The organism is Geobacillus zalihae NBRC 101842, from assembly GCF_001544135.1.
GTDB lineage: Bacteria > Bacillota > Bacilli > Bacillales > Anoxybacillaceae > Geobacillus > Geobacillus zalihae.
This window is the reverse complement of sequence record NZ_BCPV01000058.1, coordinates 1-23,665: the sequence shown is the minus strand read 5'-3', so window position 1 is coordinate 23,665 and position 23,665 is coordinate 1. Positions and strand designations below refer to the sequence as shown.

Genomic DNA, 23,665 nt, shown 5'->3' with positions numbered 1-23,665 from the left:
TGGCAAACGGGTGGCGGAAGCCATTCGGGTGCGTTTGGAGGATAACGCCTATGTGAAGCGCCACCGGTCGCCGTTTGCGGCGGTTTCGGCGAAGGAGGGCGAACAGGATGTATAAAACGTTTTATTCCCTCTCGCGGGAGCCGTTTGCGAAAGAAACCGACCCGTCCGAGGCGTATCAAGGGGCGGCGTTTCAAGAAGCGCTGCGGGCGCTGGAGTACGTGAAGCGAACGCGGGGAATCGGGCTGTTGATCGGAGAGCCGGGGGCGGGCAAGACGTTCGCCCTTCGGGCGCTGAAAGAGTCATTGAATCCATCATTGTATCATGTCGTCTACTTTCCGTTATCGACCGGAGGCGTGATGGATTTTTACCGTGGACTGGCCTTGGGATTAGGAGAGGAACCGAAGTACCGCAAGGTAGATCTCTTCCGCCAAATCCAGCAGGCGATCGAGCGATTGCATCATGAACGACGGATCACGCCGGTGTTCATTTTGGACGAGATGCATTTAGCAAAGGATGCATTTTTACAGGACATCGCCATCTTGTTCAACTTTGAGATGGATTCGACCAACCCATTTGTCTTGATTTTGGCCGGGTTGCCCCATTTACAGGGGAAGCTGCGGCTCAATCAGCACCGCCCTCTCGACCAGCGGATCATCATGCGATGCCGGATGGGGCCGCTGGAGAAGGAAGAGGTGGCGGGCTGCATCGAGCATCGGATGAAACAGGCCGGGGCGAAGCATCCGATCTTCACCCCATCGGCGTTAGAGGCGATTGCCCTGCAATCACGTGGTTGGCCCCGTGTCATCAACACGTTGGCCACGACGTGCCTGCTGTACGGGCATCAGCTGAAAAAGGACGTCATTGACGAAGAAGTGGTGCGCATGGCTGCAGAGGAAATGGGGTATTAGCACGAAAGGGGCCAAATCGGCCTCTTTTGTGCTTCCTCTTTTTCATCGGTCCATCAGGCGCGCTGGAAATCTTCATCTGAAAGAGCGTGCAAATGTTCCGAAAGAATGTGCAAAATCCGCAATAATTCGCAAAAATTTTGCACATTATTTCCGAATCCGCCTGAAATAATTTGAAAAAGGGATTCTGAAATAATGTGCTAATTTACAGCGATGACATGGAATCCCTTTTTCAGACAGGCTTCGATGAGCGTTTGGGACGGATACCACGAATCCATGAGCACATACACCGGCCGATCCGGTTCCACCTTGAGTGAGGAAAGCATCTCGATCGCCAGGTCGATTTTGCTCCTTCCCGCCTTCTTGTCATACAGGCGGAACGCGAACGGAAACGCCTGCGTGAAGGTGTGCACCATCAGCCAAACGAGCGAATGCCCCCAGACCGATTGATGATCTTTGTGAGAGAAATGCCAACCACACCCTTGAATGGCGTGCGTTGCCCGTGACGAAGGCTTCGTTTTTTGGCAAATCGTATCATCAATCGAGACAAAGAGAGGCTGATTCTTTCGCTCGACCAGGCGCTCGATTCGGCGGAGGATCCACTCTTGAAGCTTCCCAAGCAGCCTTTCCTCATCCCAAGGGCTTTTCGTGAAAAAGTGACTGAGCGTCGTTCGATGATTCGGATGAAAGCTCCAGTGATGAATATCGGTCAATGTTCCCGAGAATCCCTTGGTGGTCAAGGCATCGACGATATGAATGAGATGCTTGATGACCGGTTTGGAAAGCTGCAGCGTCAACCCCAAAGTGAAGAAAAACTTGTGGATTCCTTGGTGATGTGCTAATCTATTCATGAGACATGAACCTCCTTGTGTGAATGGGTTTTGTGCACATCTATTTTACCCAAGGAGTCCGGTTCATGTCTCCTTTTTTGTTTGGTTGTCAATTTATGTTAGTGAATTTGCTCATCTACAGTCATCAAGTTTCTTTGGGCTTTAAGGGGGCCGCAGAAGGCTTCGGTTTCTTCTCGTATCTTTTGGGAAGAGAGGGGCGAGAGTACGTGAGTTGAGGATGGTGGAAGGAAAGAGAAAAGCGGTCATGGAAATGGATCATTCCTGAAACGAGCATTCCTGTTAGGAGCTTTTCCGGGGACTTGATCAAAAAAAGTCCTCTTGGTATGATGCAGGGGTGTCAAACAATACCTACCATCATGCCAAGGAGGACTTCAGATGAATTGTACACAAAATTGTAAATTAGCACATTATTTCAGAATTCACCGAAAGTTGTACTTGACTATTTCAGAACATGCATTCTTTGTACTTATAAGGAAAAATCAGTAAATCAAATTTTACGTACACGGTGGCTCAAGAAAATCCCCTTTTAACCGAAGGCGAATAGATGGATGTGGCGGATTCGGCCGACGGAACACCAAGGAGAATCTTTATGATCAAGAGAATAAAGTTTATACTGTCCACTTTGAAGAACAAGTGCTGCGCTTTTTAGACTACAAGGCGGTCAAGCTGACGATGTTGATTTCTTTGATTACGATCATTGTCGGGGATATCATCTATCGACGCACGTAATCGGATGCGCAATGTGAACGAAAGGGGACGCCGGGCGTTGGTGCCCGGCAAGTTTGTTTAGGCGCCAGACGGCGATGAGACGATCGCTGTCTTTTTTTGGTTCACGAAGGTCGGCGGCGAGAACCGTTTTGGTGTGAAAGGAGCTTCTGGCCCAGCAAGGCGCAAACGACAACACCGCTTCCAGCGCCGTGCATAGTCTGGAAGCGGCGCTATCGCATCGGGCGCGGCCGTTGTGAACGGATGTTGGCAGCCGTCAAAGCGGCGAATGCGAAGAGTGAAGGCTGCTTGCCGCCGTTTTTCCCCTTTCGCCCGCCGCCGCGATGGCGAAGGCTATCCGTGAAAAGGCGAAAACACGTTCCAGCGCAAGCCGATGGCAAGCTGGCAGCACGGGAACGAACCGGGCGGCGGCGACAACGTCAGGCGGATGCCGTCGGGGTTAAAATACACCTCGGTTTGCGAGCGGATGCCAAGCGAGCGGATGAGGCGTTTCACTTCTTCCGTTTTTCCTTCTTGGGCGGCCGACATGACCGAGGCCGCGAACGAACGGGACTCGGCCAGTTTTTTCAAAACGGTGGCAGCATCGTTCATCAGCGTCTGCGCCGTAGTGGCGGACTGGGAAAAGAGCGCCGGGTCGATCGGAGGGTACGGGCCGGCCGGCATCCGCGGGAACGGGGTGAACATGGCTGCTTGCGCCTCCTTTCCGAAAATGGAATCCGATATTACGATATGTGCAAACAGCCAAAAAGGAGCGAAGCCAAGCGGCGATTTCGCTCCTTCTTTATGCATTGCGCAGGTGGGACGCTACAAATAGCGCAGCCATAAATAGGCATGCGACAAAAGCAAGGCGATGAGCGTGAGCGGCGCGCCGATTTTCAAAAAATCAACGTACGTAAAGCCATGTCCTTCGCGCGAAGCGATGCCGGCGACAATGACGTTCGCCGAGGCGCCGATGAGCGTCCCGTTCCCGCCGAGGCAGGCGCCGAGCGACAAGGCCCACCATAGCACGTCAATTTGCGGAGCGTCAGGAGACAGCCCCATGCCGACCGCCATATCTTGAATGAGCGGGATCATCGTGGCGACAAACGGAATGTTGTCGATCGTCGCCGAAGCGATGCCGGACAACCAAAGGATGAAATAGGCGGCTGTGGAAATATCGCCTCCGGTGATCTCAAGCGTTTTTTCCGCCAATGATTTGATCAGGCCGATGTCAACAAGCCCGCCGACCAAGACGAACAGTCCAGCGAAAAAGAAAATCGTGCCCCATTCGATCGAATGGAAGACATCCTCGATTTCGTGCTCCGGCACGGCGATGAGCATGAGCGCGACCGCCCCGGTCATGGCGATGACGGCCGCATCGACATGAATGACGGAATGAAGAATAAAGCCAAGGATGGTCAGCCCGAGCACGGCGACCGATTTGCGCATCAGTTTGGCGTCTTGAATGTAGTCGGCATCGCGAAGCTCCATCAGCTTTTGAATCAACGTTGGATCGGCTTTCAGCTGCTTGCGGTACACAAACGCGAGCATCGCGACCGTGACGATGGCGATCACCGCGACGATCGGTGTTAGGTTGAACAAAAAGGCGTTGAAATCTAAATGCTTGTTCGCCGAGCCGATCATAATGTTTGGCGGGTCGCCGATCAATGTTGCCGTGCCGCCGATGTTCGACAACAGCACTTCGGAGATTAAGTACGGCACCGGGTTCACTTGAAGTATGCGCGTAATGGAGAACGTCACCGGCACGACAAGCAGCACGGTCGTAACGTTGTCCAAAAACGCCGACAGCAGTCCGGTCAACAGTGAAAGCATGATTAAAATGCGGACCGGGCTGCCTTTTGCGAGCTTGGCTGCTTTAATGGCCATGTATTGAAAAAAGCCGGACTTGCTTGTAATGCCGACTAAAATCATCATGCCGATCAGCAGTGTGATCGTTCCCCATTCAATATGGTGAGTAAACGCTTTCTCTGCATCGACGATGCCGAAGATGACCATAAGAGCGGCGCCCAGCAAGGCGATGACCGCGCGGTGAATTTTTTCCGAGATGATCATCGCGTATGTAATCAAGAAAACCGCAATGGCAAAATAATATTGAACGTTTGACACATGTGCGGCAGCATGATCCATTTGTACTCCTCCTTTTCCAGTTATGTCGTCATGTCGTGAAAACCGCTCCCACACGCTGGGCATGTCCAGTCGCGGCGCTCGCTCGAGGCTTCACGGACGTAAAACGTAAAGGAACAATGCGGACAAGGAATTTCGCGTACCCGATCGATCAGCATCCGCCGTTTCGGTTCAGCCGGGGCGTCGGTGTCAATGACCTCGACATGTCTGTCATCGCGCGATTCGTCTTCGGCGAGGATGGCTCCTTCCGCTTCCTCCTTCGTACGCCACCTGCCGCCGAGCAAGTGCTGCTCGAGCTGGCTGTGTGAGGAATGTTCAAGCATGTCTTCAGCCAGTTTCATGTACTGGCGGTCCGTCAGCCCGCTGAACGGAAGGTTCTTCTTCTGTTTTTTCCAATACGCCCGCAGTTGGTCTTCGGTGAAAATCCATGTGACAATCTGATGAATCACGACATTTTTCATCCCATCCATCCTCCTTTTTCTTGATCATATCATAGAAGGCTGGTGGTTTAACAGGAAATGCGGCTCAATCATCGCATTTTTTCAATGGATCAACTTTATCAGTGCTGCTCTTCTCTTCACTCAAGAACCATCGGTTTAGGGGAAATGATTGTTTTTCGCCGATCTTATAGAGGATGGGGAAGAAAAAACGATTGGCTTGAATGGGAAGCGTCCATCCGCCCTTCTTCTTTTTCGCCAAGGCTTTCGTTGATTCCTACGGCATCCGCCTCTTTTTCGCCATTTTCTGAAAAAAGAAATAAACAATCGCTTCTGCGTGATATAATAATAGTAAGACGGACGGCAACAGCGTGCCGGAAAGGGGGGAAGCGACGATGGACAGCCCGCAATATTTGTTTCTCGATTTTGAATTTACGATGCCGGAGACGAAAACAAACCCGAACGGGTTTTGTCCGGAAATTATTGAAGTCGGCCTTGTCGCGGTTGTGGACGATCAGATCATCGGCCAATTTTCTTCCTATGTGAAGCCGCTCCGCTTTCCGCAACTCACGGAACGGTGCAAGTCGTTTCTCAACATCACCCAAGAACAAATCGACCGCGGAATGAGTTTTTATGAGTTGGTTTCCTTGCTTCGGCAATATGACCGCGACCGCCCGACGACGGTGATGACGTGGGGGAGCATGGATATGAAAGTGCTCCGGGAAAACTGCCAATCCGCGCAAGTGGAATTCCCATTCACTGGAGAGCATCGTGATTTAGCCATGGAGTATAAGCGGTTTTTCGGCAACAAAAACCAAACCGCGCTGCGCAAGGCGGTGCAAGAGTACGGCAATGAGGCGGTTGGAAAAGCCCATTGCGCGCTCGATGATGCGTTCACCGCGTATACGATTTTCCGGCTGGTGGAAAACGACAAAAAATATTTGGCGAAGACAAAGCCACCGACGATTGGAGAACGGATTGATTTGACCCAGCTGCGAAAAAAATTCGCTTTATAGCCTGCTGCGTTGGCGGCGGCTTTTTTATGTTATAATAGAAAGTGGACGATTTTTTAGGCAGAAAGGTTGTTTCCTTATGTGGCCATCGGTGCTGAATTTATTTTTGTACTTTCCGGAAGACAAACGTGAATACATTCCCGCAGCCATTTCGTTTGCTGTCTTTTTCTTGATGGCGGTGTTCACGATGCGGCTCATCATCGTTATCTCCCGGCGGCAAGAGAGGGAAGCGAAGCAACTCGAAGAACAGCTGCTTGGAAAACGAGAGGAACGGAAGGAGCCGCCCGGAGTATAAACGAGCCCCCCTCCGGCAATACTGGCGGATAACAAGTGATGCTGGAGGGTGGTTCGTGTTGCGAAAAACGTACGGTGTGGTGTTCGCTGCGGCGCTCGTGTTGTCCGGCTGCGGCCAAGAGAATGGAACGAGCCGGACGGTGGAGATGATCAATGCGGACGGCGATTCGATCGGTACGATCGAGTTGACTGAACAGGCGGAAGGGGTGCGGCTGAAGCTTGACCTAGAAGGTCTCCCGCCGGGGGAGCACGCCATTCACATCCATGAAAACGGAAGCTGCAAACCCCCCGATTTCCAATCGGCCGGCGGTCATTACAATCCGGATGGGAAAAAGCACGGCCTTTTACACCCGGAGGGGGCGCATGCCGGCGATTTGCCGAACATTATTGTGAAGGATGACGGCACGGTCAACGTCGAGCTGACGGCGCCCAATGTGACGCTGAAAGAAGGAGAGAAAGGCTCGCTGCTTACAAAAGACGGAACATCGATTGTCATTCACGCCAAGAAAGACGACGGCATGACCCAGCCGGCGGGAGACGCCGGCGGACGGATCGCCTGCGGGGAAATCAAGTCGTCGTGAAACAGGGGCTCGCGCGCGGGCCCCTGTTTCACGTGGCCAGGGCAGCGCTTCGCATGGGAAATGCGAGAAACTGGCGGTCGCACGGCTTCTGCTGCACATGGTTGGCAGAACAGAGAACGGAAAGGAACGATCGTTTGGCTTCATTTGCTCTTTTGGTTTACATGGATGGAGGAACCCCGCAACGGATTCGGCGCTGCTTCTTTTCCCTTTCGCCATCCGCTTGGCCGCTCTTCTTTGGCGCAAAGCTAGCCTAGCGCCGCCGCCAGCCGCCGCAGCCCTTCCTCCAGCGTCGGGCGCGGGCAGGCGATATTCAAACGGATGAAGCCGACGCCTTCGGGACCGAATTTGCTGCCGAATTCGACGGCGAGTTTTCCTTTTTCAAGGAGCCGACGCTTCAGCTCCGCCTCGGAAAGGCCAAGGCCGCGGCAGTCGATCCAAACGAGATACGTCGCTTGCGGCCGGATCACGCGGAGCGGCGGCAAGTGTTCCGCTAAATAGGCAGCGGTCATGTCGATGTTTTGCCGCAAGTAATCAAGCAAGGCGTCAAGCCACGGTCCGCCATGGCGGTAGGCCGCTTCCGCTCCGACGATGGCGAACGCATTCAGCGTAAAAAAGCCGTGCCGCTGCTGGACGCGGCGGAACGCCCGGCGCCGCGATTCGTCGGGAATGATGACTTCCGCCGCCTGCAAGCCGGCGAGGTTGAACGTTTTCGTCGGCGCGCGGAACGTGGCGCTTTGCGCGGCCAGCTCTGGGTGGAGCGAGGCAAACGGCGTGTGTTTGGCTGGCGGGAGCGTCAAATCGGCGTGGATTTCATCAGACAGGACGAAGACGCCGTGCTTGAGGCAAAGTTCTCCCAGCCGTTCGAGTTCTTCTTTTGTCCATGATTTGCCTCCCGGGTTGTGTGGATGGCAAAGGATGAGAAGTTTGGCATCGGGCAGCTTTCGCTCCAAGTCGTCCCAGTCGATCGCATAGTTGTCTTCCTCAAGGCGCAGCGGACTGAACAGAAGCGCGCGGTCATGACGGCGGACGAGATCAAACAGCGGCCGGTAGACCGGGGAAAAAACGATGATGCGATCCCCTGGTTCGGAAAACGCTTCGATGGCGGCGGCGACCGCCGGCACAACGCCGTGGGCAAACACGAGCCAAGACGGATCGATCGTCCAGTCATGACGGCGTTCAAGCCATTGGCACACCGCTTCTTTGAGTGAATCGGGAATGACGGTGTAGCCGAACACGCCGTGCTCCACCCGTTGCCGCAGCGCCTCTTGCACTTCTTTCGGCGCGGGAAAATCCATATCGGCGACCCACATTGGCCATACGTCTTCGCGGCCGAACACGCGATGAACGTCATCCCATTTCACCGACAGCGTGCCCCGGCGGTCGATGACGCGGTCGAACGGAAACATGATCGCGCCTTCTCCTTTCTCAGCACGCGAACGATGCGGTCCTTTCCCTTCATCGAATGGAAACATTGTTGCATCTTCTCCCTTCTTTTTTTCGAATCGATGGCTTATAATGGGTTATATCATAGCATCAAGAAAGAAGGTGGATGGCGGCGGCATGGACGGACAACAGTTGAATCGGCTTCTTCTTGAATGGATCGGCGCCTGGGACCCGTTTGGCCTTGGAAAAGACGCCTACGACGTCGAGGCGGCCAGCGTGCTCCAGGCGGTGTATGAGACGGAAGACGCCCGCACGTTGGCCGCCCGCATTCAGTCCATATATGAATTCGCCTTTGACGAGCCGATTCCTTTTCCCCACTGCCTAAAACTCGCCCGCCGGCTGCTTGAGCTGAAGCAAGCGGCGTCCTGTCCGCTCCCGTGATGACGACAGGCGGCCGGTTTGGCGAAACCGACCGATGAAATGGAGGGATGCTGCGTGAAATTGAGCGAAAAAGAGCTGGAAATTATCGAAATATTGGAAAAAGACGCGCGAACGCCGATCGATGTGCTGGCGAAGATGATCGATTTGCCGGTCGAAGAAACGGAAGCGCTCGTCAAAAAGTTAGAAGAGGCGAAAGTGATCGTGCAATATACGGCGCTCATTGACTGGCGGAAGGCGGACGGCCGCGAGGGAGTGACGGCGATGATCGACGTCAAGGTGACCCCAAAGCGCGGTGTCGGCTTTGACGAGGTGGCGGAACGCATTTACCGATTCCCGGAAGTGAAATCGGTGTACTTAATGTCCGGCGCCTACGACTTATCGGTCGTGATCGAAGGGCGTTCGATGGCGGAAATCGCCCAATTTGTATCGGAAAAACTGTCGACGCTCGATTCTGTCATTTCAACGACGACCCATTTCATTTTGAAAAAATACAAACACGATGGCATCGTCTTTGACCAAGGAGATCAAGATCGCCGCATCGTGGTGTCGCCATGAAGCCGCAAACGAGAAAAACGTACGTGTCGGAAACGGTTGCGGGCTTGAAACCATCCGGCATCCGCCGCTTTTTCGACCTTGCTTCCACCATGGATGGCGTCATTTCGCTCGGCGTCGGCGAGCCGGATTTTGTCACGTCCTGGAGCATTCGCGAAGCGAGCATTTTGTCGCTCGAGCAAGGCTATACGTCGTACACCCCAAATGCCGGGCTCTTGGAGCTCCGCCAAGAAATCGCCGCTTATTTGCGCCGCAAGTTTCATGTCGACTACTGTCCGGAGACAGAAATTTTAGTGACGGTCGGGGCGAGCCAAGCCATCGACTTGGCGCTTAGGGCGATCATCAACCCGGGCGATGAAGTGATCATCGTCGAACCGAGTTTTGTCGCCTACGAGCCGCTTGTCGTGCTCGCGGGCGGGAAGCCGGTGGCCGTTTGCACGTCTGGCGAAGACAAGTTTCAGCTCAATCCGGCGCACCTTGAACGGGCGATCACCGAGCGGACGAAGGCGGTCATCATCTGCTCGCCGAACAACCCGACCGGAACGGTGCAGAGCCGCACGGAGCTTGAAGCGATCGCCCGTCTGGCTGAGGCGCACGACTTGCTCGTCATTGCCGATGAAATTTACGCCGAGCTGACGTATGAAGGAGAGTACACGAGCATGGCCGCTGTTAGCGGCATGCGCGAGCGGACGATTTTGATTTCCGGCTTTTCCAAAGGGTTTGCGATGACCGGATGGCGGCTCGGGTTTGCGGCAGCGCCTGACGAGATTTTGCAGGCGATGTTGAAAATCCATCAGTATGCCATGATGTGCGCGCCGACAATGGCGCAATATGGGGCGCTTGAGGCGCTTCGCAGCGGAGAGCGCGATGTCGCCGAGATGCGCAACAGCTACCGGCGGCGGCGCAACTATTTCGTCGCCTCGCTCAATGAAATCGGGCTGCCGTGCCATTTGCCGGGCGGTGCGTTTTACGCTTTCCCGTCCATCAAGCCGACCGGTTTGACGTCGGAGCAGTTTGCTGAGCGGCTGCTCATCGAAGAAAAAGTGGCGGTTGTCCCCGGCAACGTCTTCGGCCAAAGCGGGGAAGGCTATATCCGCTGTTCATACGCATCATCGCTCGAACAGCTGCAAGAAGCCATTAAGCGAATGAAACGGTTTTTGGCGCGCCTGTAACTGGGGATGTTCCGCCGTCGGCGGGACATCTTTTTTTGGGGTTTGCTGTCGGTCTATGTTATAATACAGAAACATAGACGAAATTCATCAATAGGAGTGTTTCGCTTGTCAACGATCAAACGAGGAGCGATCGTGAAAGGGAAGGTGACGGGCATTCAGCCGTATGGCGCGTTCGTCCAGCTTGAGGACGGCATGCAAGGGTTGATCCATATTTCTGAAATTTCCCATCAATTTGTGAAAGATGTGCGCGATTACGTCCATGTCGGGGATGAAGTGACGGTCAAGGTGTTGGACGTCGATCGAAAGGCGAGGAGGGCGAGCCTGTCCCTAAAGGCGCTCGAACCTGCCGGGGAAAAGGAAAAACGCCATATGCGCATGAAAATGCCGCTCAAGTCGGGGTTTCGCCCGTTGAAGGAAAAACTGCGCGAATGGATTGAGCAGTCCAAGAAAGAAAATTGGCCGAAACCATAACCCTGCGCCCCAAACGGTGAGAGTCCATGACGCTTTGAGGCCGGGAGAGGCGCAAAAAAATAAGACACCCACCGTCAGGCGGTGAGTGTCCCAATGGTTTTCCGTCATGTGCGCGATGTTTTCGGTTCAGTGCGCCCAAGCTCTTCGGCCGGTTTGAACAGCAGCGCCAAGTTGATCAAGCCGGCGATGCCGACCAAGCTGTAGATGATGCGCGACCAAACGGAGTCTTGGCCGCCGAAAATGGCGGCGACTAAGTCAAATTGGAAAAAGCCGATCAGTCCCCAGTTAATGGCGCCGATAATGGTCAACAATAGCGCAATGCGCTGCAATGCTCCCATCTTGTTTGCCTCCTTTGGAAAATTTCTTTTCAACTTATAGGATGAATCGCAGTCGTGAAAAATATGCATCGTTTGCCGCCAAAGCAGTTGGCTTTACAATCGGTGGCAGGCGCTGCCATAATAGATTCAGGAAAAGGAGGGCATCCATATGCAAGAGTTTATTTTCCGCAACCCGACGAAACTGATTTTCGGAAAAGGGCAGCTCGAACGTCTCAAAGAAGAAGTGCCGCGCTACGGCAAGAAAGTGCTGCTCGTGTATGGCGGCGGCAGCATCAAACGAAACGGATTGTATGAGGAAGTCATGAAGATATTGGGGAACATTGGCGCCGAGGTCATCGAACTGCCAGGCGTCGAACCGAACCCGCGCGTCTCGACCGTAAGAAAAGGGGTGGACATTTGCAAGCGGGAAGGCGTCGAATTTTTGCTGGCGGTTGGCGGCGGCAGCGTCATCGACTGCACGAAAGCGATCGCCGCCGGGGCGAAATTCGATGGCGATCCGTGGGAGTTTATCACGAAAAAAGCGCCCGTCACCGGCGCCCTGCCGTTTGGCGTCGTCTTGACGCTGGCGGCGACCGGGTCGGAGATGAATTCTGGTTCGGTGATCACAAACTGGGAGACGAAAGAAAAATACGGCTGGGGCAGCCCGTTTACGTTCCCGCAATTTTCGATTTTGGATCCGACGTATACGATGACCGTTCCGAAAGACCATACGGTTTACGGCATTGTCGATATGATGTCGCATGTGTTTGAGCAATATTTCCATCATACGCCGAACACGCCATTGCAAGACCGGATGTGCGAAGCGGTGTTGAAAACCGTGATCGAAACGGCGCCCAAACTGATCAACGATTTGGAAAACTACGAGCTGCGCGAGACGATCATGTACTCGGGCACGATCGCCTTAAACGGCTTCTTGCAAATGGGCGTCCGCGGCGACTGGGCGACGCACAATATTGAGCATGCCGTTTCCGCCGTGTATGACATCCCGCACGCCGGAGGATTGGCGATTTTGTTCCCGAACTGGATGAAGCATGTGCTCGATGAAAACGTCAGCCGTTTCGCCCAGCTCGCGGTGCGTGTGTTCGATGTCGATCCGGCGGGCAAATCCGAGCGCGATGTGGCGCTTGAAGGCATCGAGCGGCTGCGTGAGTTCTGGTCGAGCCTCGGGGCGCCGTCGCGGCTTGCGGACTATGGCATCGGCGAGGAAAACTTGGAGCTGATGGCCGATAAAGCGATGGCGTTTGGCGAGTTCGGCCGTTTCAAAACATTGAACCGCGATGATGTGCTCGCCATTTTGCGCGCTTCCCTTTAATGAGGCGATGCGGCGGCTTCGCGAATCGATCGATGATGGCGCCGGCTCGGCGACGGAATCTGCCTGAGCTGGCGCTTTTCCTATTTTCTTGGTTTGCCTGGGCGCGCTCCCGATCCCGCAGGACGGTGGAAAGGGAGGAGGGCGCGAAAAACAGCCGCCTCGCTCAAATCCATGGTTCTCGAATGAGGAAAAAGCACAACGTTGATTACGTTTCTTGAGGCGAGTAGCCTGAGCCCCCTAGAAGGCGGGTGAAAAACGAGTTTTGTTCGCAAATCGGCGGCGTTTCATCAGAAAAGAGAGCCGATTTCACAAGGTTTCTCTAATTGAAAAATGGCTGGGATAAGCTGTCTTTTTCGTTGCATCACCATCCCTCCAGACGTTACGCAAGGAAATCGGCACGGCGAACATGGCGAAAAATGAATCCGTTTTCAAAAAAGGTGGGCTGCTTGATTTCCCTTGTTTATTCCGCTAAAGTGAAAGAAGGCAATGATTCTTGAAGGGGAGGCGGAAATCGATGACCCACATTCGCTTTGACTATTCGAAAGCGCTCGCCTTTTTTGGCGAACATGAGCTTACATACTTGCGCGATGCCGTGAAAGTCGCGCATCATTCGCTTCATGAAAAAACCGGTGTTGGAAGCGACTTTTTAGGCTGGCTTGACTGGCCGGTCGACTATGACAAAGAAGAATTCGCGCGCATCAAGGAGGCGGCGAAAAAAATCCAATCGGACTCTGATGTTCTTGTCGTCATCGGCATCGGCGGCTCGTACCTTGGCGCGCGGGCGGCGATCGAGATGCTGCACCATTCGTTTTACAACGCCTTGCCAAAAGAAAAGCGGAAAACGCCGCAAATCATTTTTGTCGGCAACAACATCAGCTCGACGTATATGAAAGACGTCATCGATTTCTTGGAAGGGAAAGACTTCTCGATCAACGTCATTTCCAAATCGGGGACGACGACCGAGCCGGCGATCGCCTTCCGCATTTTCCGCAAGCTGCTTGAGGAGAAATACGGCAAAGAGGAAGCGCGCCGCCGCATTTACGCGACGACCGACAGCAAGCGCGGCGCGCTTCGGACGCTCGCCAATGAGGAAGGGTACGAGACGTTTGTCATTCCGGATGACATCGGCGGCCGCTACTCGGTGCTGACGGCGGTCGGGCTATTGCCGATTGCCGCAAGCGGCGCGGATATTAACGCCATGATGGAAGGAGCGGCCAAAGCGCGCGACGATTTCAGCTCCTCGGAGCTTGAGGAAAACGCCGCTTACCAATACGCCGCCATCCGCAACATTTTGTACAACAAAGGGAAAACGATCGAGCTGCTCGTCAACTACGAACCAGCGCTGCACTATTTCGCCGAATGGTGGAAGCAGCTGTTCGGCGAAAGCGAAGGGAAGGATCAAAAAGGCATTTACCCGGCTTCCGCTGATTTCTCGACCGATTTGCATTCGCTCGGCCAATACATTCAAGAAGGGCGCCGCGATTTGTTTGAAACAGTGTTGAAGCTGGAAGAACCGCGTCATGAGCTGATCATTGAAGCCGAAGAAAACGACCTTGACGGACTGAACTATTTGGCGGGAAAAACGGTTGATTTCGTCAACACAAAAGCGTTCGAAGGGACGCTGCTCGCCCATACGGACGGCGGCGTGCCGAACTTGGTCATCACGTTGCCGAAGCTCGATGAATATACGTTCGGCTACCTCGTCTACTTCTTTGAAAAAGCATGCGCCATGAGCGGCTACTTGCTCGGGGTGAATCCATTTGACCAACCGGGAGTGGAAGCATACAAAAAGAACATGTTCGCCCTCCTCGGCAAACCAGGCTATGAGCAGCTGAAGGAAGAACTGGAGAAACGGTTGAAATAACAATGTGTTCCATCACCAAGCCGCTGTTTTCTCGGAGGAGATGACTCGCGGCTCGACCCGAGTCGCGCCCAAAATGGCGGACGGAACGACGGAAAAAGCGCCTCTTCCCTTTTGCGGGGGAAGAGGTGTTTTGTTATACATGAACCGGGTCGTTCGGCCGCACAACGCCCGGGCGAGGGTTTATTGCTCCCTGCCGTTTTTCGCCAAGCGTCTGAAGCTGCCGCGGACAAATAATCCCCGCCGAACGGGAAACGATAAAAGAAAGGAGGGATTGTGCATGATTGAAATGCCATCGCGTTTGGAAGGAAAACAATTTCAACTGTACCATTTGGAAGAGCAATTAAAACCAATGGGATATACAATCGGCGGCGGGTGGGACTACGATCACGGCTATTTCGACTACAAAATCGCCGATGACGCGGGCTATCAGTTTTTGCGCGTGCCGTTTCGGGCGGTCGACGGGCAGCTTGATTCGCACGGAACGACGGTGGAGCTTGGGCGGCCGTTTTTGCTTGCGCATAAATACCAACGGGGCATCGATGATTTCGCCGATGTCGGCAACATCAGCGCCTCATTCAATCAGTTTGCCGAGCCGCAAGACCCGGATGCGACCGTACCCGAGCGATACATTTCCGTCGGAAAGGCGCTTGTCCAAGAGCTGGAGCGCCGCCTGCTCGATTAAGGGGCAAGCGCGAACAGGCGGTCGCTTTGTTGAATCGGGCGGTCCGGTGCAACGGAAATCGCTCCGTGATCTCCATGGATGACGCCAAGCAGCGTCACGTTTTGCTTGAGCAGCTGCTGTTGAACGGCGGCGAATGGCTGGCCGATTTGCTGTTCGTCTGGCTCGAGAAGGCAGAGCGTCTGTCCGTCCAGGCGGTAAAGCGCCGTCTCCCACACGCTGGCGGCGCCCGGCGAGCGAAGGCTGGCGGCCATGGCGAAACTCGCCAGCAAGTTTGTCTGAATCACCTCATCCGCCCCGGCGCGGAAGGCGTTCTGGACGTTTCGGCCCGTTAGGATTTCCACGATGGCGTACACCGACGGGTTGAGGCTTTTGGCGGCAAGCAGCGTGACAATCGTATCTTTATCGGCTTCCGCTTCCGCTTTATGCGGATCGGCGGTGATGAGCAAAAAACGCGCTTCTTGAATATTGGCCTTCTCCAGCACCGCATCGTCGCTTGCCGTTCCTTTAATGAAATGAACCGGCGCGTTCAGAAGCGGGTGGGACGGAACAGTGGCGTCGATGAGAACGAAGCGCATGGAGGCGTCGTGCCGCGCGAGGCGGAGCAGCACCTCGCGCGCCCGCTCGTTCCAGCCGACGATCACCGCATGGCCGCGCTCTGTATACCGGAGCTGTCCGCTTGTAAAGGCGGTTTCCCGGGCGGCGGCCGCGGCGGAGACGGAAGCGAAATAAGCGGTGAGGATGCCGGTGCCAAGGATGATAAGCCCAATGGCCGCGAGTTTTCCGGCGACCGTTTTCGGGACGATGTCGCCGTAGCCGATTGTCGCCGACGTCACGATCGCCCACCACACGCCGTCGAACACCGTGCGGAACGTCTCTGGTTCAATGAAGCGCATCAGCGCGCCAAACAGCACGATCAACGCGCTTGCCGAGACAAACAGACGAAGCACGGGCGGCCAGCGCCAATACGATAACAGCACGTTCCTTGTTCTCATCGTCCACCCCTCTTTTGCTTTTGTCTTTTTTAGTGTGAGCCGTTTTTGCATAAACATTCCTGTTTTTTCCCATACTAGGAAACGGAACATCACAGAAAGGGGACAGTGGTCATGGATATGAACCGTGTCAAACAAATCGTTTCTTCCCCTGCCGATATCCCGGTATATTACAACGGCGTGTCGGTATGGATTGACGGGTATGATGAAGAAAAACAGACGGCGACCGTCCATTTGCGCGATGGCCGGCTTCATGAGCGCCGGGATGTGCCGGTTTCGGAATTGACGGAAGAGCGGGAGTGAAAAGGGGAGGCCGGCTGACAGTGCGGGAGCCTTCTTGCGTTTCCCGAGCGCGCTTGGTTCGAGTAAAGGAGTTTTCCGGCATGAAGCGTCCGGGCGGCCCGCAAGAAAACGGTTGTTGTTCGCCGTCTGTTTCGTGAACAAGACGGCTTTTCAGACGACAATCAGAGGGAGTCGGTGCAAGGACGTAGACATCGGATGAAACGTTGATGGAGCGAAAGACGGGGAAATCCGCCGCTTGCCGAACGACATGTCGGGCAAGCGGCTTCGTTTTGTCAGACAGCGGATTGGCGGCGCGTCCGGGCAACGCGCACCGTCAACAGCAAGGCGCAGGCGAAAAAGAGAAGATCATCCATTCCGTAGACGAGATGATACCCTCCAACGGCAAACAGCGCGCTGCCGATCATCGGTCCGAACGCCATGCCCATATAGCGGAAAAAGTTGTACACGCCGATCGCTGTCGAGCGGTTCGCCTGAAAGACGTTCGTCAGCACAGTTGTTTGCACCGGGAGCGAAAGGCCTAAAAACAAGCCGAACAAGGCGATGGCCAAAACAAGCAGCGAAAGCGATCGTTGGGCTGCGATCAAGAAAAAGAAAATGGACAGCACGGTCAAGTACGATGCCGCCAAGCAGCACCGTCCTCCGTCCTTTCCGGTCGGTGAGCGGGCCATAGACGATTTGCATCATCGCCAGGAAGAAAGTGAAAATGGAAATCGTCAAGTTGATCAAAAACGAAGAAGTCGCAAACGCCTCCCGCACTTCTGGTAAAATAGGAGTGTAAATCGTTTGCGTAAACGGGCCGAGAAACGCGGCGAGCGACACAAGATAGACGACAAGCTGGCGTTTCATCTCTTTCCCCTTTCTTTGTTTGTACATATGTATCATTATACTCTCGCTTTTTTCACTGATGGAAATAAAATGACTGTTTGCAAAAGGGGAGATGGAAAGATGGAATCATGTTTGATCCGCGATGCGGCCGCGGCGGATTTGCCGCACATCGTCCGCATTTATAATGAAACGATCCCAAGCCGGATGGTGACGGCGGACTTGGAGCCTGTGTCGGTTGACAGCAGGCGGGCGTGGTTTGAGGATCACGACCCGCACCATCGTCCGCTTTGGGTCGTCGAGGACGACGGCGCGGTTTGCGCCTGGCTCAGCTTTCAGTCGTTTTACGGCCGCCCGGCGTACCGCCATACGGCGGAGGTAAGCATTTATATCGCCGAAACGCATCGCGGCCGGGGGCTTGGAAGGAAGCTGCTCGAGCGGGCGGTCGAACGGGCGCCCGAACTGGGGATCAAGACGCTGCTCGGCTTTATTTTTGCGCATAATGAACCAAGTTTGCGGCTTTTCTCCCGCTTCGGATTTGAACGATGGGGATATTTTCCGTGCGTGGCGGAATTGGACGGCGTGGAACGCGATTTGGTCATTGTCGGCAAACGGCTTGTATAGAATGGGGGGAGGCGGGGAAGTCATAAGTAATGAGGATGAACGGAAAGAGGGAAGGATATGAACGTCATGCCGATTCGGCTGTTTACGATCCAAGATGGGGAAGGATTTGTCGCTGACGCGTTTCAATGCCCGGTGACCGGCAATTTGATTTACAAATCGTCCGGCACGCCGTCTGTCATCGCGTACACCGATTTGACCGACGAACAAATCATGCGCCTTGAACAATACGGATTTCGGCGGCTCGATTCGGCGCCGGCGTCGATGGAAAACGGTCGAGATGGCATTGAAGAGCTATTGCCGAGGCAATGAGGGAGAGAGAAAACACAAGATGAAAACGTTGAAGAAAAGGCCTGCCCGCTGGGGACAGGCTTTTTCTTTTCCCCAGAAGGGTGGCGACAGATTCGTGCGTGAGAAAGTTCAAGGGATGAAACTGCGGCGCTGCAAGGTTTTTTCAATTTGAAAAACATTGTTGCAAAGCCTGATATTCGTTCCATCACCGGCCGTTGATCATGTCAACCGGCGGATGAGCCAATAGAGCGCGGCGGCCGCCGCTAGGCCAAGCAGCGTATAAAGAACCGGACGGCCGGATCGTTCGAGCGGCGTTTTGTTCTCCAAAGCTGGCGGGTGATCGGTCTTGGCCGTCTTTTCCCCGGTCTGCGGCCGCGTTTCCGTCCCTGCCCCCTCCCTCTCTCCAGCGGCACGCTTGCCGTACATGCCCGCTCCGGTTCGTTTCGCCTCCTCGTACGCCTTGCGGACGCGCGCTTCGTATTTGTAATCGCCATAGTCATAAAAGTCTTCGACAAGTCCGGCTTTGGCGAGGTCTTCTTGCAGCAGGCGCTTGCCGACCCACACCCAGGCGAGCAGCCGCTGGTATTTGTCAAACAGCGCGTCTCCGTCGGTCTCAAGCAAAATGTTCCCTTGATGCAAGCGGGAACATGTAAACCGGCTTGCTTCTTTCCCATACGGTTCGACTTGGATCGTGCTCTCCGGCGTATCAATGAACAAAAACCTCGTCGTGTATACATGGCCGTTGACGCGGAATTTCGCCGTATCGCCGTCGATGCACTCGACCAATTCAGCCGGGTAGGTGCGGCCAAGGCGCAACGTAGAACGATCTTCTTTCTTCCCCAGTGTATGGCCGTCCAGGTCGATTCGCTCTGGGGTGAGATGCCGCTTGCATCGTTCATTGCCGTTGTATGTTTGAATAAGCTGGACAAGCTCTTGTTTCGTTTTCGCCTGCTTCGCCAGCGCAGTCGGCTCATGGAGCAAATACACGCAGTCGCTGCCGCGGAAGTGCCCGCCCAACTCATCAAGCTCGCCAGGGTGGGCAAAAGCGGAAATCGGGAACATCAACAGGAAACAAAACAAGAATATGACCATTCGTTTCAAAAACGATCCCTCCACTCGAAAAGCATTTCTTCCTCTTGAACAAAAACCGGATGTCCGCAATGGATGGGTTTCAGCACACGATCGCACATGTTATGCCGGTTTTTTCCGTTTTTCAGCGAAAAATCAAGCCAATATGGCCGTTATCGCGCTGTTAGGCGGTTTGCGTTCGTTCACGATAAAGTTTATCAAAAAAGTGGAACGATGAGGAAACATCTCGTCTGAGGGGGAGAGGATGACATGTCCAACTTGCTTTTCGATGATCAACCGTTGGTCATTTTGCCGCAACTCGCTTTGGCGATCGGGTTGAACGAAAGCATCGTTGTTCAGCAGCTGCATTATTGGCTCAAGAAAAGCGAAAACGTCCATGACGGCTATAAGTGGGTGTACAACACGTGATCAATGCGTGGGTGGACGATGCGTCCGAGGAATTGGTGTTGGAAGCATTGAAAATCGCGGTGGAAAACGGCGCCAAACGGTGGGTGTACGTGGACACGATTTTGCGCGACTGGACGGAGAAAGGGTACCGCACCGTGGACGAAGTGCGCGCCGCGCGGTTGGCGTTTCGGGAACAGCGGATGAAGCAGCGATCCGCCCCGCCTTCATCCGATGGCGGGAGAACGATGCGGAAACCGATCCGCACCGAGATCGTGCCGGATTGGCTGAAGATGGATTACAGCCAGCCGGAAGACGACGACTTTGACGTTGAGCAGGCGCGCCGAGAGCTCGAGGAACGTCTGAAAAAATACAAAACCAACCTGGACGGATGAAGCCGAAGGGCGTAAGAGCCCGAGCAGTCTCATCTCATGACGGGACGTGAACCGAGCGATCTCCCGTGTGCCCCACGCTTTGAAGTTCAGTCAGGTCGTTCACTGGTGCTGGCGCCCCTTCACGTTTAGATGGTGGGAGGCTTCTTTTGGGAATTTGTTCACAGGGAGATGGCTCATCGCCATCTCCCGAAACGAAAATAAAAAACCCTTGCACGGCAAGGGTTTGGCAAATGGAGCATACCGGGCTCGAACCGGTGACCTTCGCGCTGCCAGCACGACGCTCTCCCAACTGAGCTAATGCCCCAAAAAAGGATATGGATGATCTGTCCATGTCCCATTATATATATGGATGCGGACAATTGCAATCCTTTTTTGATCACCCGCTTTCAATATCAACGTGCACGACATCGTCAATGGAGCGGATGACGTAGTAAAGTTCGGCGGTCGAGCGCTTTTGGTCAATGACGGCTCTTAGTTTCAGCAAATGTTCATTCTCTTCAACATCTTTAATGCGCATCGTTTTAATGTTGATGTCCTGTTGCTTTAAATGGTCGATGACCTTTGTAATGTTTTTGGCGTCCGCTACGGTGATTTGCAGCAGCACCTCTTTTTCGCGCAGCTGCTTCGGTCCGAAAAAATTGATCAAAAACGGAATGAGTTCCACACTGACAATGAGAAGCGCGACGCCGAACGCCGATTCCCAATAGAAGCCTGCGCCGACCGCTACTCCAATCCCTGCCGCCCCCCAAATGATCGCGGCGGTCGTCAGCCCAGTGATGCTGTCGTTGCCGCGGCGCAAAATGACGCCCGCTCCTAAAAAACCGACCCCGGACACAATTTGCGCCGCCAGTCGAAGCGGGTCCATCGTAATATGGTCTTTGAGCGGAAAGACGTACGCCGATTCGATCGAAACGATTGTAAGCAAGCAGCTGGAAATGGAAATGACAAGGCACGTTTTCAACCCGACCGGTTTTCGCTTCAATTCCCGTTCCAGCCCAATGATCAGCCCGAGAATGGCGGAAATCCCTAGTTTGAGGAACGGATCAAACATCATCGTTTCTCACCTCGTTCATGGTATAATGAAAGAAAACGCCTGATGACGCCTGTTTTCGCCCGGCGTGAAAACGGCGGCCAAGAACTGCGCTTGACCGAGACAAGGGGAGGAAAACGAATGAAGCCGCCAAGCACCATAAAGGCTTATGCCGCTCTATTCATCGGCGCGCTTGCCGTGTCAACATCGGCCATTTTCGTCAAATGGTCGCAGGCGCCGTCCGCGGTGATCGCCTTTTATCGACTCTTTTTGGCCGTCGCCATCATGACGCCGTTGTTCCTCCGGCATCGAAGCGAACTCCGAGGCATCTCTCGGCGCGATTGGCTGTTTTCGCTTTGTTCTGGGGTTTTGCTTGCCTTTCATTTTATCCTTTGGTTTGAATCGCTCGACTATACATCCGTCGCTAGTTCGGTCGTGCTTGTGACGCTGCAGCCGCTGTTTGCCTTCGCAGGCGGCGCGTTGTTTTTCCGCGAACGGTCGACCGTCGGCGCGGTCGGGAGCGCGGTGTTGGCCATGATCGGCAGCGTTCTCATCAGCTGGGGAGACTTCCGCGTCAGCGGTGAAGCGCTGTACGGCGATGGATTGGCGCTTATTTCCTGCGCGTTTGTCACGGCGTATTGGCTGTTCGGCCAAGAGGTGCGCCAACGGTTGTCATTGATGACGTATACCTATATCGTCTATAGCATCAGCGCGGCGGTGTTGTGGCTGTACGCGATGCTGTTTCGCCTTTCGCTGACGGCGTATCAGCTGACGGATTGGCTTTGTTTTCTCGCTCTCGCCGTCATTCCAACGCTGCTCGGCCATTCGGTGATGAACTGGGCGGTCAAATGGGTCAGCGCCTCGACGGTGTCGATGGCGATTTTATTTGAACCGATCGGCGCTTCCGCCTTGGCCTACTGGCTGTTTGGCGAACCGATCCGTCCGTTTCAATGGATCGGCGGTATTTTTATTTTAACAGGAATCGCCCTGTATTTGTGGGAGAAAAACGAAAAAGGTCCGCTAACGGTGCAAGAACGTAGCGGACCCTAGCGTTCCGACGATCAACGAAGAGCGGCGGATCGGCAGGCGGAATTCATCGAAGCCGCGGGCGAATTGGGACAGATAAGCGAAATCGACTTGCGTGATATCGGGAAGCAGGTAAGCGGATTTCGTCGCCCCCTGCTTCCGTTTTCGATTGAGCGCGGCGATGATGCCGTCTGCCGTCTGGATGCCGATGCCATGCCCGTAAAAGAAGCCGTCGCCTAAGTAAATGGCATTTTCCCCTTGCCATTGCGGCGTCAGCGGATCGAATTCCGGGTTTTTAAAATAGAGGCAATCTCCGGGGAGAAAGTGTTCATCTTTTTTTGTTTGAATGCCAAGATCCCGGTCTGTATGCCAGTCATACAGCAGCAAATCCGCAAACAGCCGGTTGAATGCCGCTGGATCGATTACGTCAAGCACGGCCTTGTAAAACACGATGACGATCGCGGTCGCGCATTCAAACGCGTATCGCTCGCTATGGACAAAAATGTCCTGAATCGCTTCGGAAGCCGTGACATCTGGGCGAAGACGGAAGCCGCCGCGCTCGTCCCGCGTCCAAAAATCGCTGTTGCAGCGCGAAAAACGGAAAATGGCAAACCGCGCCCGGCTTTTCGCCAACTCGCCCGCCGCCCGAACAATGCGGTCGCGCAAGGCGATTTCAAATCGAAGCTGGTGTTTATTTGCATACGTATACAACTTAGGCGAGGAAACAAGGGCATCTAAGATTCGTTGTTCGCTGGCCGGAAGCGAAAACGAACTCGAAACGTCAAAGTTGATTGGTGATAACACGCGAATCAAAGTGAAGAAGCCTCCTTGATGAAAGGATCGCAACAACGATATAGATGCAAAACGGAAAAGTTCTCCACGTCCTTGACGAAAAAAGTCGCTTGCCTATTTCGACCGCCCGAGGCAAACAGCCGTCTTCTTCGCCGCACCTTGGCGTGGCGGAAGACGGAACGACTACCTGCTTCACAGACCCAGGCGTGGGGCTGGAAGCGGCGTTGTTCGGTCGCCTGACAGTCCATCCAGTCGCTCTGCAAAAGCCGTCGATGTGAAGGCGTCCAATCGCATCTATATAGCGATGTCATAGAAGAAATGTATGCACTCGCGCCGGTGTTCATTCCCCTTTTTTAGGAAAAGAACGCTTTCCTGTGGGATGGAGAAGAGGGAACGGGGATGGATCAGCGCGTCCTAAAATTTTTTTAAAAAAGGTATTGCTTTTTTCGAGTTAAGGTGGTATATTAGAAAACGTCGCTGATCAAAGAGGTTGTTTGACAGCGATGCGAAGCAAAAAAGCAGTTGACATCCAAAAAGATGTTATGCTAACATAAAAGAGCTGTTTGAGAGAGACAAAACAGTCGAAAGCTTGTTCCTTGAAAACTGAACGAAACGAAGCGCGAAAGAAAAGCTGAGGCCGTTTAGCGCCTTTGGTGCTGCGGTTGAAGCAAAAAGCCAATCAACTTTCTTTGGAGAGTTTGATCCTGGCTCAGGACGAACGCTGGCGGCGTGCCTAATACATGCAAGTCGAGCGGACCGGATCGGAGCTTGCTCTGA

The 23,665-nt window shown here is 54.1% G+C and carries 27 protein-coding genes, 1 tRNA gene, 1 rRNA gene and 3 pseudogenes; 19 read left to right on the top strand and 13 right to left on the bottom strand.

Features of this window, described 5'->3' with window-relative positions; translation table 11 throughout:
- Window positions 1–107 precede the first annotated feature (107 nt).
- A complete protein-coding gene (locus GZ1_RS13960; RefSeq protein WP_025039422.1) occupies window positions 108–908 on the top strand; it encodes an ExeA family protein in 801 nt (266 codons plus the stop codon).
- Window positions 909–1,111: 203 nt separating this feature from the next.
- Here the strand turns inward: GZ1_RS13960 and GZ1_RS13955 are convergent.
- From GZ1_RS13955 to GZ1_RS13940, 4 genes and pseudogenes are all read right to left on the bottom strand, one after another.
- Window positions 1,112–1,756: pseudogene (locus tag GZ1_RS13955) on the bottom strand (transposase); the annotation flags it as partial.
- Between the two features lie 1,059 nt (window positions 1,757–2,815).
- Window positions 2,816–3,166, bottom strand: a complete 351-nt coding sequence (locus GZ1_RS13950) for a YuzC family spore coat inner layer protein (protein WP_020756145.1) — start codon at window positions 3,164–3,166, stop codon at window positions 2,816–2,818.
- Window positions 3,167–3,286: 120 nt separating this feature from the next.
- Window positions 3,287–4,609 (bottom strand): ArsB/NhaD family transporter, encoded by a 1,323-nt coding sequence (locus tag GZ1_RS13945; RefSeq protein ID WP_020756143.1) that lies wholly within the window; start codon window positions 4,607–4,609, stop codon window positions 3,287–3,289.
- Window positions 4,610–4,629: 20 nt separating this feature from the next.
- A complete protein-coding gene (locus GZ1_RS13940; protein ID WP_060788707.1) occupies window positions 4,630–5,067 on the bottom strand; it encodes a hypothetical protein in 438 nt (145 codons plus the stop codon).
- Window positions 5,068–5,438: 371 nt separating this feature from the next.
- Between GZ1_RS13940 and kapD the strand changes: the two genes are divergently transcribed.
- The 3 genes from kapD (at window position 5,439) to GZ1_RS13925 (ending at window position 6,931) form a co-directional block, all read left to right on the top strand.
- A complete protein-coding gene (gene kapD / locus GZ1_RS13935; protein ID WP_033006327.1) occupies window positions 5,439–6,059 on the top strand; it encodes a 3'-5' exonuclease KapD in 621 nt (206 codons plus the stop codon).
- Window positions 6,060–6,135: 76 nt separating this feature from the next.
- Entirely contained in the window at window positions 6,136–6,351 is a 216-nt protein-coding gene (locus tag GZ1_RS13930) for a hypothetical protein (protein WP_013144358.1), read from the top strand.
- A gap of 55 nt (window positions 6,352–6,406) precedes the next feature.
- Window positions 6,407–6,931, top strand: a complete 525-nt coding sequence (locus tag GZ1_RS13925; RefSeq protein WP_013524510.1) for a superoxide dismutase family protein — start codon at window positions 6,407–6,409, stop codon at window positions 6,929–6,931.
- Between the two features lie 245 nt (window positions 6,932–7,176).
- Here the strand turns inward: GZ1_RS13925 and GZ1_RS13920 are convergent, their stop codons facing one another.
- Window positions 7,177–8,337, bottom strand: a complete 1,161-nt coding sequence (locus GZ1_RS13920) for a MalY/PatB family protein (RefSeq protein WP_060788712.1) — start codon at window positions 8,335–8,337, stop codon at window positions 7,177–7,179.
- 154 nt (window positions 8,338–8,491) lie between these two features.
- Here GZ1_RS13920 and GZ1_RS13915 point away from each other — a divergent pair, with 154 nt between their 5' ends.
- The 4 genes from GZ1_RS13915 (at window position 8,492) to yugI (ending at window position 10,950) form a co-directional block, all read left to right on the top strand.
- On the top strand, window positions 8,492–8,755 hold the full coding sequence (locus tag GZ1_RS13915) for a YugE family protein (protein WP_013524508.1): 264 nt from the start codon (window positions 8,492–8,494) through the stop codon (window positions 8,753–8,755).
- 54 nt (window positions 8,756–8,809) lie between these two features.
- Window positions 8,810–9,310, top strand: coding sequence for an Lrp/AsnC family transcriptional regulator (locus GZ1_RS13910; RefSeq protein ID WP_013144362.1), 501 nt, complete (start codon window positions 8,810–8,812; stop codon window positions 9,308–9,310).
- Window positions 9,307–10,479 (top strand): aminotransferase, encoded by a 1,173-nt coding sequence (locus GZ1_RS13905; RefSeq protein ID WP_020756135.1) that lies wholly within the window; start codon window positions 9,307–9,309, stop codon window positions 10,477–10,479. Before GZ1_RS13910 ends, GZ1_RS13905 begins: the two co-directional genes overlap by 4 nt.
- A 105-nt stretch (window positions 10,480–10,584) precedes the next feature.
- Window positions 10,585–10,950, top strand: a complete 366-nt coding sequence (yugI, locus tag GZ1_RS13900) for a S1 domain-containing post-transcriptional regulator GSP13 (protein ID WP_013144364.1) — start codon at window positions 10,585–10,587, stop codon at window positions 10,948–10,950.
- A 104-nt stretch (window positions 10,951–11,054) separates the two neighbouring features.
- On the opposite strand, the gene GZ1_RS13895 is transcribed toward yugI, so the two are convergent.
- On the bottom strand, window positions 11,055–11,288 hold the full coding sequence (locus tag GZ1_RS13895) for a DUF378 domain-containing protein (protein WP_011232397.1): 234 nt from the start codon (window positions 11,286–11,288) through the stop codon (window positions 11,055–11,057).
- A 148-nt stretch (window positions 11,289–11,436) separates the two neighbouring features.
- Between GZ1_RS13895 and GZ1_RS13890 the strand changes: the two genes are divergently transcribed.
- The 3 genes from GZ1_RS13890 (at window position 11,437) to GZ1_RS13880 (ending at window position 15,146) form a co-directional block, all read left to right on the top strand.
- Window positions 11,437–12,600, top strand: coding sequence for an iron-containing alcohol dehydrogenase (locus GZ1_RS13890; protein WP_011232396.1), 1,164 nt, complete (start codon window positions 11,437–11,439; stop codon window positions 12,598–12,600).
- Between the two features lie 514 nt (window positions 12,601–13,114).
- Window positions 13,115–14,464 (top strand): glucose-6-phosphate isomerase, encoded by a 1,350-nt coding sequence (locus tag GZ1_RS13885; protein WP_011232395.1) that lies wholly within the window; start codon window positions 13,115–13,117, stop codon window positions 14,462–14,464.
- A gap of 277 nt (window positions 14,465–14,741) precedes the next feature.
- On the top strand, window positions 14,742–15,146 hold the full coding sequence (locus GZ1_RS13880) for a YugN-like family protein (RefSeq protein ID WP_013144366.1): 405 nt from the start codon (window positions 14,742–14,744) through the stop codon (window positions 15,144–15,146).
- On the opposite strand, the gene GZ1_RS13875 is transcribed toward GZ1_RS13880, so the two are convergent.
- A complete protein-coding gene (locus GZ1_RS13875; RefSeq protein WP_060788711.1) occupies window positions 15,143–16,138 on the bottom strand; it encodes a potassium channel family protein in 996 nt (331 codons plus the stop codon). The genes GZ1_RS13880 and GZ1_RS13875 overlap by 4 nt on opposite strands.
- A 111-nt stretch (window positions 16,139–16,249) precedes the next feature.
- Between GZ1_RS13875 and GZ1_RS13870 the strand changes: the two genes are divergently transcribed.
- Window positions 16,250–16,438 (top strand): H-type small acid-soluble spore protein, encoded by a 189-nt coding sequence (locus tag GZ1_RS13870; protein ID WP_013144368.1) that lies wholly within the window; start codon window positions 16,250–16,252, stop codon window positions 16,436–16,438.
- 272 nt (window positions 16,439–16,710) lie between these two features.
- Here the strand turns inward: GZ1_RS13870 and GZ1_RS19675 are convergent, their stop codons facing one another.
- Window positions 16,711–17,064: an MFS transporter gene (locus tag GZ1_RS19675; RefSeq protein WP_060788706.1), complete on the bottom strand. Its 354-nt coding sequence runs from the start codon at window positions 17,062–17,064 to the stop codon at window positions 16,711–16,713.
- A 49-nt stretch (window positions 17,065–17,113) separates the two neighbouring features.
- Window positions 17,114–17,284, bottom strand: a pseudogene (locus tag GZ1_RS19670) (MFS transporter); the annotation flags it as partial.
- A 99-nt stretch (window positions 17,285–17,383) separates the two neighbouring features.
- On the opposite strand from GZ1_RS19670, the gene GZ1_RS13860 reads away from it, so the two are divergent.
- Together GZ1_RS13860 and GZ1_RS13855 are read left to right on the top strand one after the other, a co-directional pair.
- Complete coding sequence (locus GZ1_RS13860) at window positions 17,384–17,884, top strand: GNAT family N-acetyltransferase (RefSeq protein ID WP_083509316.1); 501 nt, start codon at window positions 17,384–17,386, stop codon at window positions 17,882–17,884.
- 57 nt (window positions 17,885–17,941) lie between these two features.
- Window positions 17,942–18,193, top strand: coding sequence for a hypothetical protein (locus tag GZ1_RS13855; RefSeq protein ID WP_060788705.1), 252 nt, complete (start codon window positions 17,942–17,944; stop codon window positions 18,191–18,193).
- Window positions 18,194–18,391: 198 nt separating this feature from the next.
- Here GZ1_RS13855 and GZ1_RS13850 read toward each other — a convergent pair whose 3' ends face one another.
- Window positions 18,392–19,273: a thermonuclease family protein gene (locus GZ1_RS13850; RefSeq protein ID WP_060788709.1), complete on the bottom strand. Its 882-nt coding sequence runs from the start codon at window positions 19,271–19,273 to the stop codon at window positions 18,392–18,394.
- 237 nt (window positions 19,274–19,510) lie between these two features.
- Between GZ1_RS13850 and GZ1_RS19885 the strand changes: the two genes are divergently transcribed.
- Both GZ1_RS19885 and GZ1_RS13845 read left to right on the top strand, forming a co-directional pair.
- The gene (locus tag GZ1_RS19885; RefSeq protein WP_373278108.1) at window positions 19,511–19,669 is read left to right on the top strand and encodes a hypothetical protein; all 159 of its coding nucleotides are present in this window, start codon (window positions 19,511–19,513) and stop codon (window positions 19,667–19,669) included.
- A pseudogene (locus tag GZ1_RS13845) lies at window positions 19,669–20,040 on the top strand (DnaD domain-containing protein); the annotation flags it as partial. The gene GZ1_RS19885 and the pseudogene GZ1_RS13845, both read left to right, overlap by 1 nt.
- A gap of 231 nt (window positions 20,041–20,271) precedes the next feature.
- Here GZ1_RS13845 and GZ1_RS13840 read toward each other — a convergent pair.
- Together GZ1_RS13840 and GZ1_RS13835 are read right to left on the bottom strand one after the other, a co-directional pair.
- Window positions 20,272–20,344: transfer RNA gene (locus tag GZ1_RS13840), tRNA-Ala, on the bottom strand.
- 72 nt (window positions 20,345–20,416) lie between these two features.
- Complete coding sequence (locus tag GZ1_RS13835) at window positions 20,417–21,094, bottom strand: MgtC/SapB family protein (RefSeq protein WP_011232387.1); 678 nt, start codon at window positions 21,092–21,094, stop codon at window positions 20,417–20,419.
- Between the two features lie 117 nt (window positions 21,095–21,211).
- Here GZ1_RS13835 and GZ1_RS13830 point away from each other — a divergent pair, with 117 nt between their 5' ends.
- Window positions 21,212–22,120 carry a DMT family transporter gene (locus GZ1_RS13830; RefSeq protein ID WP_060788708.1) on the top strand — a complete coding sequence of 303 codons (909 nt, stop codon included), beginning with the start codon at window positions 21,212–21,214 and terminating at the stop codon, window positions 22,118–22,120.
- Here the strand turns inward: GZ1_RS13830 and GZ1_RS13825 are convergent.
- Window positions 22,091–22,909: a protein-glutamine gamma-glutamyltransferase gene (locus GZ1_RS13825; RefSeq protein WP_060788703.1), complete on the bottom strand. Its 819-nt coding sequence runs from the start codon at window positions 22,907–22,909 to the stop codon at window positions 22,091–22,093. The genes GZ1_RS13830 and GZ1_RS13825 overlap by 30 nt on opposite strands.
- Before the next feature lie 89 nt (window positions 22,910–22,998).
- Between GZ1_RS13825 and GZ1_RS13820 the strand changes: the two genes are divergently transcribed.
- Entirely contained in the window at window positions 22,999–23,166 is a 168-nt protein-coding gene (locus tag GZ1_RS13820; protein ID WP_223810850.1) for a hypothetical protein, read from the top strand.
- A gap of 408 nt (window positions 23,167–23,574) precedes the next feature.
- Window positions 23,575–23,665, top strand: a 16S ribosomal RNA gene (locus GZ1_RS13815); the annotation flags it as partial.

What these genes read in the sequence shown, in the direction of transcription:
- GZ1_RS13960 (WP_025039422.1), top strand. Translation starts at nt 108, where the DNA reads ATGTATAAAACGTTTTATTCCCTCTCGCGGGAGCCGTTTGCGAAAGAA.
- GZ1_RS13950 (WP_020756145.1), bottom strand. Translation starts at nt 3,166, where the DNA reads ATGTTCACCCCGTTCCCGCGGATGCCGGCCGGCCCGTACCCTCCGATC.
- GZ1_RS13945 (WP_020756143.1), bottom strand. Translation starts at nt 4,609, where the DNA reads ATGGATCATGCTGCCGCACATGTGTCAAACGTTCAATATTATTTTGCC.
- GZ1_RS13940 (WP_060788707.1), bottom strand. Translation starts at nt 5,067, where the DNA reads ATGAAAAATGTCGTGATTCATCAGATTGTCACATGGATTTTCACCGAA.
- kapD (WP_033006327.1), top strand. Translation starts at nt 5,439, where the DNA reads ATGGACAGCCCGCAATATTTGTTTCTCGATTTTGAATTTACGATGCCG.
- GZ1_RS13930 (WP_013144358.1), top strand. Translation starts at nt 6,136, where the DNA reads ATGTGGCCATCGGTGCTGAATTTATTTTTGTACTTTCCGGAAGACAAA.
- GZ1_RS13920 (WP_060788712.1), bottom strand. Translation starts at nt 8,337, where the DNA reads ATGTTTCCGTTCGACCGCGTCATCGACCGCCGGGGCACGCTGTCGGTG.
- GZ1_RS13915 (WP_013524508.1), top strand. Translation starts at nt 8,492, where the DNA reads ATGGACGGACAACAGTTGAATCGGCTTCTTCTTGAATGGATCGGCGCC.
- GZ1_RS13905 (WP_020756135.1), top strand. Translation starts at nt 9,307, where the DNA reads ATGAAGCCGCAAACGAGAAAAACGTACGTGTCGGAAACGGTTGCGGGC.
- GZ1_RS13895 (WP_011232397.1), bottom strand. Translation starts at nt 11,288, where the DNA reads ATGGGAGCATTGCAGCGCATTGCGCTATTGTTGACCATTATCGGCGCC.
- GZ1_RS13890 (WP_011232396.1), top strand. Translation starts at nt 11,437, where the DNA reads ATGCAAGAGTTTATTTTCCGCAACCCGACGAAACTGATTTTCGGAAAA.
- GZ1_RS13885 (WP_011232395.1), top strand. Translation starts at nt 13,115, where the DNA reads ATGACCCACATTCGCTTTGACTATTCGAAAGCGCTCGCCTTTTTTGGC.
- GZ1_RS13880 (WP_013144366.1), top strand. Translation starts at nt 14,742, where the DNA reads ATGATTGAAATGCCATCGCGTTTGGAAGGAAAACAATTTCAACTGTAC.
- GZ1_RS13875 (WP_060788711.1), bottom strand. Translation starts at nt 16,138, where the DNA reads ATGAGAACAAGGAACGTGCTGTTATCGTATTGGCGCTGGCCGCCCGTG.
- GZ1_RS13870 (WP_013144368.1), top strand. Translation starts at nt 16,250, where the DNA reads ATGGATATGAACCGTGTCAAACAAATCGTTTCTTCCCCTGCCGATATC.
- GZ1_RS13860 (WP_083509316.1), top strand. Translation starts at nt 17,384, where the DNA reads ATGGAATCATGTTTGATCCGCGATGCGGCCGCGGCGGATTTGCCGCAC.
- GZ1_RS13855 (WP_060788705.1), top strand. Translation starts at nt 17,942, where the DNA reads ATGAACGTCATGCCGATTCGGCTGTTTACGATCCAAGATGGGGAAGGA.
- GZ1_RS19885 (WP_373278108.1), top strand. Translation starts at nt 19,511, where the DNA reads ATGTCCAACTTGCTTTTCGATGATCAACCGTTGGTCATTTTGCCGCAA.
- GZ1_RS13835 (WP_011232387.1), bottom strand. Translation starts at nt 21,094, where the DNA reads ATGATGTTTGATCCGTTCCTCAAACTAGGGATTTCCGCCATTCTCGGG.
- GZ1_RS13830 (WP_060788708.1), top strand. Translation starts at nt 21,212, where the DNA reads ATGAAGCCGCCAAGCACCATAAAGGCTTATGCCGCTCTATTCATCGGC.